This window comes from Billgrantia gudaonensis (assembly GCF_900100195.1).
Taxonomy (GTDB): Bacteria; Pseudomonadota; Gammaproteobacteria; order Pseudomonadales; family Halomonadaceae; genus Halomonas; species Halomonas gudaonensis.
On record NZ_FNES01000002.1, the window covers coordinates 137437 to 150472 of the forward strand.

Annotated in this window: 14 protein-coding genes; 11 read left to right on the forward strand and 3 right to left on the reverse strand. The window is 64.5% G+C overall.

The window, feature by feature from the left end; genetic code table 11:
* Positions 1-4: 4 nt before the first annotated feature.
* Genes BLP96_RS02705 through BLP96_RS02715 form a run of 3 tightly spaced genes read left to right on the forward strand, consistent with a single transcriptional unit; the run spans position 5 to position 2851 of the window.
* Positions 5-562, forward strand: coding sequence for a YqgE/AlgH family protein (locus BLP96_RS02705; protein ID WP_089682834.1), 558 nt, complete (start codon positions 5-7; stop codon positions 560-562).
* On the forward strand, positions 562-1005 hold the full coding sequence (gene ruvX, locus BLP96_RS02710) for a Holliday junction resolvase RuvX (protein WP_089682836.1): 444 nt from the start codon (positions 562-564) through the stop codon (positions 1003-1005). The genes BLP96_RS02705 and ruvX overlap by 1 nt, the downstream gene beginning before the upstream one ends.
* A gap of 55 nt (positions 1006-1060) precedes the next feature.
* Positions 1061-2851, forward strand: a complete 1791-nt coding sequence (locus tag BLP96_RS02715) for a phosphoenolpyruvate hydrolase family protein (protein WP_176761435.1) — start codon at positions 1061-1063, stop codon at positions 2849-2851.
* Here the strand turns inward: BLP96_RS02715 and BLP96_RS02720 are convergent.
* On the reverse strand, positions 2848-3531 hold the full coding sequence (locus tag BLP96_RS02720) for a phosphoenolpyruvate hydrolase family protein (RefSeq protein ID WP_089682840.1): 684 nt from the start codon (positions 3529-3531) through the stop codon (positions 2848-2850). The genes BLP96_RS02715 and BLP96_RS02720 overlap by 4 nt on opposite strands.
* A 187-nt stretch (positions 3532-3718) precedes the next feature.
* Between BLP96_RS02720 and BLP96_RS02725 the strand changes: the two genes are divergently transcribed.
* The 7 genes from BLP96_RS02725 (at position 3719) to BLP96_RS02755 (ending at position 10289) form a co-directional block, all read left to right on the forward strand.
* The gene (locus tag BLP96_RS02725) at positions 3719-4843 is read left to right on the forward strand and encodes a Tm-1-like ATP-binding domain-containing protein (RefSeq protein ID WP_089682842.1); all 1125 of its coding nucleotides are present in this window, start codon (positions 3719-3721) and stop codon (positions 4841-4843) included.
* Positions 4840-5673 (forward strand): phosphoenolpyruvate hydrolase family protein, encoded by an 834-nt coding sequence (locus BLP96_RS02730; protein ID WP_218118569.1) that lies wholly within the window; start codon positions 4840-4842, stop codon positions 5671-5673. The genes BLP96_RS02725 and BLP96_RS02730 overlap by 4 nt, the downstream gene beginning before the upstream one ends.
* A 77-nt stretch (positions 5674-5750) precedes the next feature.
* Entirely contained in the window at positions 5751-6608 is an 858-nt protein-coding gene (locus BLP96_RS02735; protein ID WP_089682846.1) for a branched-chain amino acid ABC transporter permease, read from the forward strand.
* Positions 6605-7579, forward strand: a complete 975-nt coding sequence (locus BLP96_RS02740) for a branched-chain amino acid ABC transporter permease (protein ID WP_089682848.1) — start codon at positions 6605-6607, stop codon at positions 7577-7579. Before BLP96_RS02735 ends, BLP96_RS02740 begins: the two co-directional genes overlap by 4 nt.
* Complete coding sequence (locus BLP96_RS02745) at positions 7576-8823, forward strand: ABC transporter substrate-binding protein (RefSeq protein ID WP_089682850.1); 1248 nt, start codon at positions 7576-7578, stop codon at positions 8821-8823. The genes BLP96_RS02740 and BLP96_RS02745 overlap by 4 nt, the downstream gene beginning before the upstream one ends.
* 13 nt (positions 8824-8836) lie before the next feature.
* Positions 8837-9580, forward strand: coding sequence for an ABC transporter ATP-binding protein (locus BLP96_RS02750; RefSeq protein ID WP_089682852.1), 744 nt, complete (start codon positions 8837-8839; stop codon positions 9578-9580).
* Complete coding sequence (locus tag BLP96_RS02755; RefSeq protein ID WP_089682855.1) at positions 9573-10289, forward strand: ABC transporter ATP-binding protein; 717 nt, start codon at positions 9573-9575, stop codon at positions 10287-10289. Before BLP96_RS02750 ends, BLP96_RS02755 begins: the two co-directional genes overlap by 8 nt.
* Before the next feature lie 156 nt (positions 10290-10445).
* Here the strand turns inward: BLP96_RS02755 and BLP96_RS02760 are convergent, their stop codons facing one another.
* Complete coding sequence (locus BLP96_RS02760) at positions 10446-11093, reverse strand: hypothetical protein (RefSeq protein ID WP_089682857.1); 648 nt, start codon at positions 11091-11093, stop codon at positions 10446-10448.
* Positions 11094-11281: 188 nt separating this feature from the next.
* On the reverse strand, positions 11282-12310 hold the full coding sequence (locus tag BLP96_RS02765) for an aspartate carbamoyltransferase (RefSeq protein ID WP_089682860.1): 1029 nt from the start codon (positions 12308-12310) through the stop codon (positions 11282-11284).
* A 252-nt stretch (positions 12311-12562) separates the two neighbouring features.
* On the opposite strand from BLP96_RS02765, the gene BLP96_RS02770 reads away from it, so the two are divergent.
* Entirely contained in the window at positions 12563-13033 is a 471-nt protein-coding gene (locus tag BLP96_RS02770; protein WP_089682862.1) for a MarR family winged helix-turn-helix transcriptional regulator, read from the forward strand.
* The last annotated feature ends 3 nt before the right edge of the window (positions 13034-13036 follow it).

Below are 13036 nucleotides of genomic sequence, written 5' to 3' on the forward strand. Positions count from 1 at the left end.
TCCCATGCAAAGCTTGAAAGACCACTTCCTGCTGGCGATGCCGCATCTCGAAGATCCCAACTTCGCCGGCACCCTCAGCTACCTTTGCGATCACGACGAGAACGGCACCATGGGCGTGATCGTCAACCGCCCGTTGGACATCACGCTGGATGCCCTGTTCGAGCAGCTCGAACTGGGGGGAGAGGAGAGCCCGCACCGCAATGCGCCGGTCTACTATGGCGGGCCGACTCACAAGGATCGTGGCTTCATCCTGCATCGCGGCGACAGCGATGCCTGGGATTCCAGCATCCAGGTCTCCGAGGAGATCGCCCTCACCACCTCCATGGACATGCTCCAGGCGCTGGCCCAGGGGCGCGGTCCCGAGCAGTTCCTGATCTGTCTGGGTTGTGCCGGCTGGGAAGCCGGACAGCTCGAGCACGAACTCAAGGAAAACGCCTGGCTCACCGTGGAGGGGCGTCCCGAGATCCTCTTCGAGGTGCCGGCCGAGCAGCGTCTCTCCGCCGCTGCTGGCATCCTCGGCGTCGACCTGAGCCTGATGACCCGCGAGGCCGGGCACAGCTGATGCGCGAAGCCGGACAGCGTCTGGTGCTGGCGTTCGACTTCGGCACGCGGCGCATCGGCGTGGCGGTGGGCAACGAGCTGGTGGGCCGCGCCCGCGAGCTCGAGCCGCTGCCGGCCCGCGACGGCATTCCCGACTGGAATCTCGTCGCGCGGCTGGTGGAAGAGTGGCAGCCGGCGCTGTTCGTGGTGGGGTTGCCGCTGCACGCCGATGGCAGCGAATCGGAGATGAGCCGGCGCGCGCGCAAGTTCGGCAAGCGGCTGTTCGGCCGCTACGGCGTTCCCTGCGAGTGGGTCGACGAGCACGGCTCGACCCGCGAGGCCAAGTCGATCGCCCGCGAGGCAGGGCACCGCGGCAACTACCGCGACCAGGGGGTCGACGGCATCGCCGCGGTGCTGATCCTGGAAAGCTGGTTCGCCCGCGGCGAGGGGATGCCGTCGCGTTGACCGGTCTGCCGTTTCCGGCCTTGTGATGATGCCGAACACGGGCTCTAATGCGGCCATGGCCCAGGCATCGACACTCGACAATCGTCGCTTCCTCGTGGGGGCTGCCATCGGCACCGGCATGACGGCCAAGGCGGCCGCCCACGGAGGGGCGGACTTCCTGCTGGCGCTCAACGCCGGTCGGCTGCGGGTGCAGGGCGGACCGTCGATCGCCTGCATGTTGCCGCTGGCCGACAACAATCGCGCCGTGATGAGCTTTTCACGTGCCGAGATTTTGACGCGGGTGGCGCTGCCGGTGTATTTCGGCGCCTGCGTCTTCGACCCCGATGGCGATCTGGAGACGCTCGTCCAGCAGGTCAGCGACGCGGGTTTCCAAGGCATTTGCAATTTCCCCACCGTGGTTCACTTCGACGGCGCGTTGCGCGCTCGTCTCGAGGCCAATGGCGTCGGCCTGGCGCGTGAGGTGCGCCTGTTGCAGCTGGCTCGGAAGGCCGGCCTGCGGACGTGCGGCTACGTGCGCGAACTGGCGGAAGCGGCGATGATGGCGGATGCCGGCGTCGATATGCTGTGCATCAACTACGGCTGGAACGCCGGCGGTGCCAGCGGCGTACCCAGTCGCTATAGCCTGGACGAAGCGGCGGAGCATGCTCGCGTCATATGCGAGGCGGTGCGCGCCCGGCATCCGCGGTTGCTGTGTACCGTCGAGGGCGGCCCCATCACCAACCCCGACGAAGCCAAGAAGGTTGCCGAGATCTCCGGGGCCAATGGCTACATCGGCGGGTCGACCATCGACCGCATTCCATTGGAAGCCGCGGTAGCCGAGACGACTTCCGCCTACAAGGCGGTAGCTCAGTTGCAGAACCGTCTGCACAACCTCAAGAGCGAATGGCTGGGGGATGGCCACGAGTTCGGCCTGATCGGCCGCTCCGCCGTCATTACTGACGTCGTGCAGATGATCCGCAAGGTGGCCAATAGCGACATCTCGGTGTTGGTGACCGGCGAGAACGGCACCGGCAAGGAGTTGGTCGCGCGTGCCATCCATCTCAGCAGCCCTCGCCGTCATCAGCGCATGGTGGCCGTCAACTGCGCGGCGATTCCTCGCGAGCTGCTCGAGAGCGAACTCTTCGGTCACGAGGCCGGCGCCTTCACCGGCGCCCTCAAGGCCCGCATAGGGCGCTTCGAACAGGCCCATGGCACCTCTCTTATGCTCGATGAGATCGGCGACCTGGAACTCTCCCTGCAGGCCAAGCTGCTGCGGGTACTCGAGGATGGCTCCTTCGAGCGCCTGGGCAGCAACAGCCCACGGCATACCGATGCGCGTCTGATCTGTGCCACCAATCGGTCACTGCGCGACATGGTCGCCGATGGCCGCTTCCGCGAGGACTTGCTCTACCGCCTGAATACGGTGGAGATACGATTGCCGCCCCTGCGCGAACGCATCGAGGACATTCCCTTGCTGGTGCGTCATCTGCTGCCGCGGATCGCCAAGGAGGTAAATCCACACGTGCGCGAGATGGATGCCTCTGCCTATCGCGTGCTCATGCAGCACCCGTGGCCCGGCAACGTTCGCGAGTTGCGCAACGTGCTGGAGCGCGCCGTGGTGATGTGCGAGCGAGACGTAGTCACCGTGAACGACCTGCCGCTGCTGGACACCTGCATGCCCGCGCGTAATGTGCGCGGTGCCGATGCGGAGTCTGGCTCGGATAGTGCGGCGTTGCCCGAAAACGAGCGAGAATGGATTCTCGATGCGCTGCGGCGCAACCGTTTCCGCCGCCAGGCCACGGCGGCGGAACTGGGGCTGGCGCGCAAGACCCTTTATAACAAGATGCGACGCTACGGGCTTCTCTAACCCTGCCGCTCCAGCATGCCGGGATGGCGTATCACCGCCTCGACCCAGGGATGGAGTGACGCCGTCAGGGCTTTCACTTCGTCATGTTCGTAGAGCCAGGGGGAATACCCGGCCTCCCGAACTCTCTCCATCAGGGCCAACAGCCCAGCCCTGGCCTTGTCCGGCTGCGTTTCGGCGGCCTCCGGTGGGACTGCCATGAGAAGTTGCGATGGCCCCGCTGCCAGTGCCGGAGACAGCTGCTCCTCTCTGGCGATTGTCGCCATGGTGTGAAAGCCGTGCTGGCGTGCGCGCGCCAGGAAGGCCATCTCCTCGTCGTAACCGAGCCCAGAATGCGCCAGTGACTCCCCTAGCGTTCCGCCGAGCAGTGCGGTGGAGGGCCAGTTGGCCACCCGCCGGCAGCCTCGCTGGGACAGCATCTCGAGCAGGTCGTCCGCCAGGCGAAAGGGGTCGATGGCCAGCACACCGGCAAAGCCCCGCTCGGGAAAAGCGATGTCGCCGTGTAACGCTTCCAGCAGTTCGCCATTGGCATCGCCGATGGGCAGGCTGCAGGCGAGATCGGACAAGGGCGCGGGAAGCCGAGCGGTCACGGGACTCAGCAGGCGGGGAGCGTCTGCGTCGTTCGGCACCGCTTCGAGGCTGGCCACCAGGTAGCCAGGCTCGGCTCGAGAGGAAGGGGGCATGGCGACCTCGATGAGTCATTGTGAGCAATCTTGGGTAGCGGGTTCCCAATATTACCCAGGCTTCCGGTCGTCCTGGGTCCTTAACCCGCCGTTTGGCGTGATTTCTTACTTGGCACGTTTACTGCAACGCTATGCCAGAACAATGAGACCGCTGCGTACGACGGGGCGGCCGAACGGGAGACACGCCATGGGCTTCAAAGCTTACATCATTGGCACCTGCGACACGAAAGCCGCCGAACTGCGCTATGTGAGAAGTCTGCTACAGGCGGCGGGCCTGGATACCGTCGTCGTCGACGTCAGTACGCGAGGCGAGGACAACGACACTGCCGACATTCGCGCCGTCGATGTGGCCGCCAGTCATCCCGATGGTCCCGAAGAGGTCTTCGTAAACGTTCGCGGACGAGCAGTGTCGGCCATGGCCGAGGCGTTGCGTCGACTGCTGGCGAGTCGCGACGACCTGGGGGGCGTCATCGGGTTGGGAGGCTCGGGAGGCACGGCCCTGATCACTCCGGCAATGCGCGACCTGGACATCGGTGTGCCCAAGGTCATGGTTTCGACGGTCGCCTCCGGCAATGTCGCGCCTTATGTCGGGCCCAGCGACATTGCCATGATCTACTCGGTCACCGACGTGGCTGGCATCAACCGGATCTCGCGGCGGGTTCTCGGCAACGCTGCCAACGCTCTGGCCGGCATGCTCCAGGGGCGCATACCCGAGGTGGATGACGGCAAGCCCGCTATCGGGCTGAGCATGTTCGGTGTGACCACCGACTGCGTCGGCCAGGTATCCCGGACCCTGGAAGACGACTACGACTGCCTTGTCTTCCACGCTACCGGGACCGGTGGGCAGTCGATGGAAAAACTCGCGGAAAGCGGCATGGTCGCCGGCTTGCTGGATATCACCACCACTGAAATCTGCGACCTATTCATGGGCGGCGTATTCAGCGCCGGTGAAGGGCGTCTGGACGTCGTAGCGCGTACCGGGGTGCCCTATGTGGGCTCCTGCGGAGCACTGGACATGGTCAACTTCGGCGGCCGGGAGAGCGTGCCCGAGTGCTACCGCGAGCGCCTGTTCCACGAGCACAACCCCCAAGTCACGCTGATGCGCACTACTGCGGAGGAGAACGCGCGCATGGGCCGTTGGATCGGCGAGAAGCTCAATCGCTGCGCCGGTCCGGTGCGCTTTCTGATGCCGGAAGGCGGCGTGTCGCTGCTCGATGCGCCTGACCAGCCGTTCCATGACCCCGAGTTTGCCACCGCCCTGGTCGAGCACTTTCGGGATGTCATGGCAAATGACCCGAGGAGGCCCAATTGAAAACGTGGAACCGAGAAGAATTGATGGCGCAGTTCCAGGCCATGGTGGCGCGAGGCGAACCCATCGTGGGCGGTGGTGCGGGCACCGGCCTGTCGGCCAAGTGCGAGGAGGCCGGCGGTATCGATCTGATCGTGATCTACAACTCGGGCCGCTACCGCATGGCGGGGCGTGGCTCGCTCGCCGGGATCATGCCCTATGGGAATGCCAACGAGATCGTCAAGGAGATGGCCCGCGAGGTTCTCCCCGTCACTCGCAAGACTCCGGTTCTGGCAGGCGTCTGCGGCACCGACCCCTTCGTGTTCATGGAACCGTTTCTCGCCGAGCTCAAGGCAATGGGCTTTGCCGGCGTACAGAACTTCCCCACCGTAGGGCTGATCGACGGTACCTTCCGCGCCAATCTGGAAGAGACCGGCATGAGCTACGCCCTGGAGGTGGAGATGGTCCGCCAGGCGCGTGAGGCGGGCCTTCTCACCACGCCCTACGTCTTCAGCAGCGAGGATGCTCGCGCCATGACCGAGGCTGGTGCTGACATCATCGTCTGCCACATGGGGTTGACGACCGGGGGCAGCATTGGGGCCGAGACTGCCATGAGCCTGGATGACTGCGTGGAAGCCATCAACCAGTGGGCGGCAGCGGCCAGCGCGGTGCGTGATGACGTCATCGTGCTCTGCCACGGCGGCCCCATCGCCGATCCCGATGACGCCGAGTACGTTCTGGCGCGCTGTCCGCAGTGTCACGGCTTCTATGGTGCCTCGAGCATGGAGCGCCTGCCCACCGAGCGTGCTCTGACGGAGCAGACCCGGGCTTTCAAGAACATTCGCCGAGGCTGAACCGCCATGTGCTTCAACGACAACAAAGGCACTCCGGCGATGGCAACGCCATGCTCGATCAGCGGGGAGGTATGGGAATGAATACCTTCTACTTTCTGACCCTCAACGGCCTGACCATGGCGGCGCTGCTGTTCATCATGGCCAGCGGTCTGACCCTGGCCTTCGGGCTGATGCGGGTGGTCAACCTGGCCCATGGTGCCTTCTACCTGCTGGGCGGATACGTCGGAGTCCAGGTCATCGACAAGACGGGAAGCCTGGCGCTGGGCATTCTCACCGGGGGTGGTATCGCTCTGGTGGGAGGGCTGCTGATGGAGCGCTTCCTGTTGCAGCGCGTACGCGGTTTGGATCTTTCCGAGGCGCTGCTGACCATCGCCGTGGGGCTGGTGATTGCCGATGCACTGCTGGTGGTCTACGGCGGTAAGCCGGTGAGCCTGCCATTGCCGCGAGAGCTGCGAGCGCCGGTGGACCTTGGCGTCATGATGTATCCCTTTTTCCGAGTGTTGATCATGGCCTTCGCCGTGATGCTGGGCATCGCCCTGTGGTTGGTGATGACCTATACCCGTATCGGAGCCGCCATCCGTGCCGGGGTCGACGATCGAGAAACCGCCATGGCCCAGGGCATCAACGTATCGCGGCTGTTCGGGGGCGTCTTCGCCGTGGCCAGTTTCCTGGCCGGCGTGGCCGGCGTGATCGGTACCTCCTACATGTCGCTGAACCAGGGGCTGGACGTAAGGGTTCTGATGCTCTCGTTGGTGGTGATCATCATCGGTGGCATGGGCTCGCTCAAGGGCGCTGCGATAGGGGCCTTGATCACCGGTATGGTTTCCAGCTTCGCCACTGGCTACCTGCCGCAATTCGCGCTGTTCTTCCTGTTCCTGCCCATGACCCTGATCTTGGTCTTCCGGCCCCAGGGGCTGTACGGGAGGGCCGCATGAAACGTGAACGCCTGCTGATTCTCGCGGTTCTCGCCGCGCTCGTGGCCTGGCCGCTGCTGATGGGCGACTATGCCGTTGCCCAGGCCAACCGAGCCATGATCTATGCCCTGGCGGCGCTGAGCTTCTCGCTGCTGGCGGGTCGGCTGGGCTGGTTCTCCCTGTGTCAGACCACCTTCGCCGGTATCAGCGGTTACACCATCGCCATTCTGGGCGTGCGCTTCGGTCTGCCCTTTCCGCTGGTAGTCATGCTGGCACTGCTGTTCACCACGCTCAGCGCCGTCGTCTTCGGCTTGCTGACCGTGCGCTCGCGCCAAGTGAGCTTCCTGATGCTGACGCTGGCGCTGGGGCAAATGGTGTGGGCGCTGTCATTCCAGTGGGTCGATGTCACCGGCGGCTACAACGGTATCGCCGGGGTGCGCCTGCCCACCTACGGCGGGCTCGATCTCAACGACACCCGGGTGTTCTACGCCTTGGTCGCCGTAACCACGCTAGCTGTCTTTCTTGCCGTATGGCGTCTGTATCGCTCGCCTTTCGGGTTGCTGCTGCTGGGCATTCAGGAGAACGAACAGCGCATGCGCGCCCTCGGCCACCCCGTCTATCTGGCTCGCTTCGTCGCCTTCGTGCTGGCCGGCACGATCTCTGGGGTAGCGGGCGTCTTTCTGGTCTACGACATGGGCATCATGTCGCCCTCCCCGCTGGGCCTGGGACACGCCGTCTGGGTACTGACCGCGGCGGTACTGGGTGGCTATCGCAGCCTGTGGGGTCCCGCTTTGGGCGTAGCCATTCTGATCGCCCTGGAGTCCCTGGTAGCTCAGTACACCGACCGTCACATGATGGTGATCGGTCTGGTCTTGCTGCTCTCCATCCTGCTGATGCCGCGTGGGCTGGCGGATGTACTGGAGCAGCGATTCAAGCGCAAGTCGAAGCCACTGGCTTCAGTGACAACAACAAACCGTGGAGACGAGTCATGAAGTACGCCAAATCACTCATGCTAGGGAGCGTATCGGCCCTGACACTGGCCAGCGGCGCTCAGCTGCAGGCCGACGACACCATTCGGATCGGGGTGGTCGGCCCTACCACCGGCGTGTTCTCGTTCTTCGGCGAGCAGCAGCGCATGGGCGTTGAGCTGGCCATGGAGCAGCTTTCGGATCGGCTGGATGAGAGGAATATCGAGGTGGAGTTCTACGACTCCCAAGGGGATGCCGAAACCACCGTCGACCGGTTGCGGGCCATGGAGTCGCGCGACGATGTCGATCTGGTAATCGGCCCGGTGCTGGGCGGCACCGGTCTAGCCGGGCTCGAGTGGGCCCAGGGCTCTGGCATGCCAATGGTGATCTCCTATTCGGCGCCTGAGGACATCACCATGCGTAACCGCGTCGAGAACGTCGTGCGGGCTGGCTGGACCGGCGCGCAGCCGATGTTTGCCTTCGGCCGGTACGTGGCCGAAGAGCTAGGCCACAAGCGAATCGTCATGGTCGGGCAGGACTACTCCTTTCCCTACAACCAGGCCGGTGGCTTCCTGAAGACGTTCTGTCGCGCCGGCGGCGAATCCGTGGAGCGCATCTGGCATCCCACCGGCACCTCGGACTACAGCTCGATCCTGGCAACTCTGCCGGAGGGTGATGCCGTGCTCTACAACGGCGCGGGCAGCGACGGTCTGGCCTTCTTCCAGCAGTACCATGACTTTGGCCTGGACGCACGCATGCCGCTACTGGGCGGGTCCAACTTCTTCGCCGTAGGCGATCTGCCGGAGATGGGCGAGGCAGCCCTCGGCGGGCTCTCGGCATTGCAATATGCCGAAGGCCTCGAGAACGACAATTTCGTGGCGTTCCGTGACGCCTTTCGCGAGATGCACGGAGACGACACCATGCCGCTAGCGCCGGCAGAGCACGGCTACGTGGCCTTCGAAATGGCGGTGAAGGCCATCGAGAGTGCCGACGGTGCGGAGCGCAAGGCGGTGATCGCTGCGCTGCGTGAGTCCGAAATGCCCGATGCGCCGCGGGGCCCCTTCCATCTCGACGACTACGGCAACCCGGTGCAGAACATCTATATCAACGAAGTACAGGAGGTCGACGGACGGCTGGTCAATGTGCCCATCGAGACCTATTCGGACGTCAGCCAGTTCGGCCCCTTCGACCCCGAAGAGTACCTGGCCGGCGAGCCCGACAGCCGCGACTTTCCCCCGGGCGACTGTTCGGACCCTTACTATGACTGACGGACATTCCGTGATGAATCCTGCGCCGGCGCTGGAGGTCGTCGGCCTTGCCAAGTCCTTCGGCTCGCTGATGGTGGCCAGCGACGTTCATCTACAGGTGATGCCCGGTGAGCGGCGTGGGCTGATCGGCGTCAACGGTGCCGGGAAGACCACGCTGTTCAACATGATCGCCGGGGAGCTCAAGCCCGACCGCGGGACGATACGCTTCTTCGGCAATGCGATCACCGGCGATTCGGTCATCCAGCGCACCCTCGAGGGCCTGGGCCGCACTTATCAAGTCTCGACGCTGGTGCCTTCGGTCACGGTCAGGGAGAACCTGGCGCTGGCGCGGGGCGACGGCCGCCTGCCATCGCTGTGGCAGCCTTGGCAGTCCAGGCTCGACGATGACCTGATGACCACTGCCGACCAGTTGGGACTGACGCCGGTGCTCGACGAGTCGGTGGCCAACCTCTCCTACGGTACCCTGCGTCAGCTTGAGCTTGCCATGGTGATGGCCCGCAAGCCGAGGCTGCTGCTGCTCGACGAGCCCGCGGCCGGACTTTCCCATGCCGAGCGCCAGGTGCTGCAGGGCCTCCTGCAAGATTTGCCGCAGGAGGTCACCCTGCTGATGATCGAACACGACATGGAGATGGTGCTGGCCCTCAGCGATTGCATTTCCGTGCTGCATCAAGGAGAGATGTTCGCCGAGGGTAGCCCTGACGAAATCGCCGCCCACGAGGGTGTGCGTGACATCTACCTAGGGCGTGCCAATGACTGAAACGATGATTCGCGTCGAATGCCTCGAGGCCCATTACGGTCTTGGCCAGGCGCTGCACGACCTCGACATGCACGTTGGCAAGGAGTGCGTAGCGGTAATGGGCCGCAACGGGGTAGGCAAGACCACCCTGGCGAGAGTCTTGATGGGGCTCGATCCGCCCCAGGCGACAGGCTCGGTGGAGCTGCTCGGCCAGTCGGTTCTCGGCTGGCCGCCGTACCGCATTGCGCGTCTTGGAGTGGGTTACGTGCCTCAGGGGCGGCGACTGTTTCCGTCGCTCAGCGTCGACGAGCATTTGCAGCTCAACTCGCGCAAAGGACCGACTGGGGAACACTGGTCGACGAGCCGCGTCTTCGAATTGTTCCCCTCGTTGGGACGTCGACGTAAGGCGTATGGCGATCAGATCTCGGGGGGCGAGCGCTCCATGTTGGCCATAGGTCGGGCGCTGGTCACCAACCCGGGCTGCCTGATACTCGATGAGCCTACCGAGGGGTTGGCACCTGCGGTGGTCGAGGATGTCGCATTGAGCCTCAAGGAACTCAGCCGCGAGGGAGTGGCGGTATTGCTGATCGAGCAGAACGTCAGGGCCGCGACGTTGGCGGCTGACCGCGCCTATTTCATGTCGGAGGGTCGCATCGTTCACGAAACCGTCGATGGTGAGTCGATGTCCGACGAAGCGACACTAGGACGCTATCTCGGCGTTTCGGTGTAGTCAGTCCGTTGGCCGGCCTGCACGGGGCCGGCAGACGCTCTGCCGGCTCCGTGCCTCTCGTGCATCGATCTAGCCCCCGTCACGAGCCGACCTGAGTGCCAGTAATCTTACCGCCGACGGAGGCAAGGCCCGGACGGACGAGGGAACGGGGAACGTTCAGGGGGTTGCGGCACCGTCGTCACCGTATTGGCTGGCGATGTCGTTGACCGAGATGCAGGTGAACTTCTCGATGAAGAAAGCCAGCGTCGACGGGCAAGCGAAGCGCTCCTCGAAACGCTCCTGCCGTTCTCCGTAGCGGCGCACTACGCTGGCGCGATACTCGTTGCCAGCCTTGGTGAGGGTCACTGACGCTTCGCGATCGGCTTCGTGCTTTTCCACGAACAGATTCTTTCCCTCGGCGAGCAGCTCTTCGAGCACCTTTCCGCCTTCGCGCTCCTCGGGCGTGGCCCACACGTCCTGGTCGCGCTTGCCGTACTGGAACAGCATGATGGCCGGCAGCACGGAGAAGATGGCGCCGGTCAGCAGCCAGGCCAGTTCGGGTCCGGGAGGATGCAGCGCGAACACGGCGAACAGCTGAATGAGGAAGGCTGCCGCCATGATGCCCGACAGCGGGCGCCACATGCGTGGATTCATCACCGGCTTGCCCATGGTTTGGCCCCACAGGCCAGCGGCGACCAGGGCACCCAATCCCACCGAAATCGCCCCCCAGAGCGGGCCACCGCCCACCAACAGGGCAATGATGCCGATCGCTACCAGGACGCTGTAGAACACCGCCAGCAATATGTACGCTCGTTCCAGGGTCATGCGTCACATCTCCTTTCCGCGGTTGCCTTGGGTGGCAACGCCGTTGTTATTCGAGCTCGTCATCCGCGTTAGTCGGCTCGTTCGAACCGTGTCGTCAGGGCATGGCGACCACTGGCCGCTTAGACAGCTTCGCATATTCTCCGTGCATCATCAGCATGGCGATGCCCAGCGTTGGCTCGGCTGCTTCGTTACCAGGCAGGATCGTCCGTCCCGACCTGTTTGGGCACGAACCAGCGTACCGGGCGCAAATCCTGCTCCACCAGGTCTTCCACCTGCAGCAAGGTGGCGAAGATCGCCATGCGTACCGGAATGCCGTTGTCGGTCTGGCGGAAGATCGCCAGGCGCGGGTCGCCGTTGAGGTCGACGTCCAGGTCGTTGGCATCCGGACGGCTGTCGCGGGGCAGCGGATGCATGACGATGGTATCGCGGCCGCAGCGCTCGTCCATGAAGGCGCGGTCGACGGTGAAGTCGCGTGACAGGCTGAAGCCCTCGCTCATTTCGGCGGTGAAGCGCTCCTTCTGGATGCGCGTGGTGTAGACCACGTCGACGTCCGAATAGTCATCGGCCAGGCTGTCGCGCTGCTCCACGCGGTGTCCGTGCGTGGCCACGAGATCGATCAGGTGACTGGGCATCTCGAGCCCCGGCGGGGCGACCAGGGTGAATCGCATGGGCGCGTAGAGCGACAGCAGCTTGATCAGCGAGTGCACGGTACGCCCGTACTTGAGATCGCCGGTCATCAGAACGTGGGCACCGGCCAGTTGCTTGCCCAGCCGGGTGAACTCCTTGTCGATGGTGTAGAGGTCGAGCAGTGCCTGGCTGGGATGCTCACCGGGGCCGTCGCCGCCGTTGATCACCGGCACGTGGGTGGCGGCGGCGAACTCCGCCACCGAGCCCTGTTCGGGGTGGCGCATGACGATGGCGTCGCAGTAGCCGCTCATTACCCGACTGGTGTCGTAGAGCGATTCGCCCTTGGCCATGGAAGAGAAGGTGAAGCCGGTGGTATCGCAGACGCTGCCGCCCAGGCGGCAGAAGGCAGCGTTGAAGCTCACCCGGGTACGGGTGCTGGCCTCGAAGAAGAGATTGCCGAGAACGGCGCCTTCCAGCACCCGCGTCACCTGGCGGCGGCATGCGATGGGTTCCATGCGCGCTGCGACGCGCAGCAGGTGATCGACATGGTCCCGGGAGAGGGAGTCGACGGAGAGCAAGTGTGGGGACATGGCGGGCCTCGGCTGGCAGCGGGAATTGCCGCTAGTGTAACCGCGCAGGGCGTCGGGATTCAGCCCAGTCCATGCCCGGGCGATGAGGCGACAGGAGGTTATCCTCCGTGGGGGTTGCCCACTATCAAGGACGGCGGCGAAACGATGTGCCTTAATCGCGGCGCTGTGGACGGTCTGCAGTTGGCGTGAACGGCTGGTGCCCGTGTCGTTCTCGCCATCGGGTTACGGCGAATCGGGCCGAGGTGAGCCATCATGAACATCGAGCGGACGGAAGCCGTGGGACAGCCCGAGCTGGATCTCGACCAGTTTCTGCCCTATCGGCTCAACAGTCTGGCCGAGCGTATCGGCGGCGAACTGGAGCGCCTGTATGCCGAGCGCTATCGGCTCAGCATGGCGCAGTGGCGGGTGATGGCATGGCTCAGCCACTGCGACGAGCTGACGGCGAAGAAAGTCTGCGACCATACCCACATGGACAAGGCCCGCGTCTCGCGGGCGATTCAAGCCCTGGAGGAGCGGGGACTGATCAGCCGCACGCCGTCGCCGCGGGATCATCGCCTGCACCAGCTGCACCTCACCGAGGAGGGCCAGGCGCTGCTGACCAAGCTGATCCCCGATGCCCAGGCCTGGGAGGCCGAGCTCGTCGCCACCCTATCCGCCGGCGAATACCGCGATTTGTTCAACGCCATGCGCAAGCTCGAACGCCAGCTCGAGCGGCTCGGTTGAGGG

Excerpts from the sequence above, each read along its gene's own strand:
- BLP96_RS02705 (WP_089682834.1), top strand. The coding sequence starts at position 5 with ATGCAAAGCTTGAAAGACCACTTCCTGCTGGCGATGCCGCATCTCGAA.
- ruvX (WP_089682836.1), top strand. The coding sequence starts at position 562 with ATGCGCGAAGCCGGACAGCGTCTGGTGCTGGCGTTCGACTTCGGCACG.
- BLP96_RS02715 (WP_176761435.1), top strand. The coding sequence starts at position 1,061 with ATGGCCCAGGCATCGACACTCGACAATCGTCGCTTCCTCGTGGGGGCT.
- BLP96_RS02720 (WP_089682840.1), bottom strand. The coding sequence starts at position 3,531 with ATGCCCCCTTCCTCTCGAGCCGAGCCTGGCTACCTGGTGGCCAGCCTC.
- BLP96_RS02725 (WP_089682842.1), top strand. The coding sequence starts at position 3,719 with ATGGGCTTCAAAGCTTACATCATTGGCACCTGCGACACGAAAGCCGCC.
- BLP96_RS02735 (WP_089682846.1), top strand. The coding sequence starts at position 5,751 with ATGAATACCTTCTACTTTCTGACCCTCAACGGCCTGACCATGGCGGCG.
- BLP96_RS02740 (WP_089682848.1), top strand. The coding sequence starts at position 6,605 with ATGAAACGTGAACGCCTGCTGATTCTCGCGGTTCTCGCCGCGCTCGTG.
- BLP96_RS02745 (WP_089682850.1), top strand. The coding sequence starts at position 7,576 with ATGAAGTACGCCAAATCACTCATGCTAGGGAGCGTATCGGCCCTGACA.
- BLP96_RS02750 (WP_089682852.1), top strand. The coding sequence starts at position 8,837 with ATGAATCCTGCGCCGGCGCTGGAGGTCGTCGGCCTTGCCAAGTCCTTC.
- BLP96_RS02755 (WP_089682855.1), top strand. The coding sequence starts at position 9,573 with ATGACTGAAACGATGATTCGCGTCGAATGCCTCGAGGCCCATTACGGT.
- BLP96_RS02760 (WP_089682857.1), bottom strand. The coding sequence starts at position 11,093 with ATGACCCTGGAACGAGCGTACATATTGCTGGCGGTGTTCTACAGCGTC.
- BLP96_RS02765 (WP_089682860.1), bottom strand. The coding sequence starts at position 12,310 with ATGTCCCCACACTTGCTCTCCGTCGACTCCCTCTCCCGGGACCATGTC.
- BLP96_RS02770 (WP_089682862.1), top strand. The coding sequence starts at position 12,563 with ATGAACATCGAGCGGACGGAAGCCGTGGGACAGCCCGAGCTGGATCTC.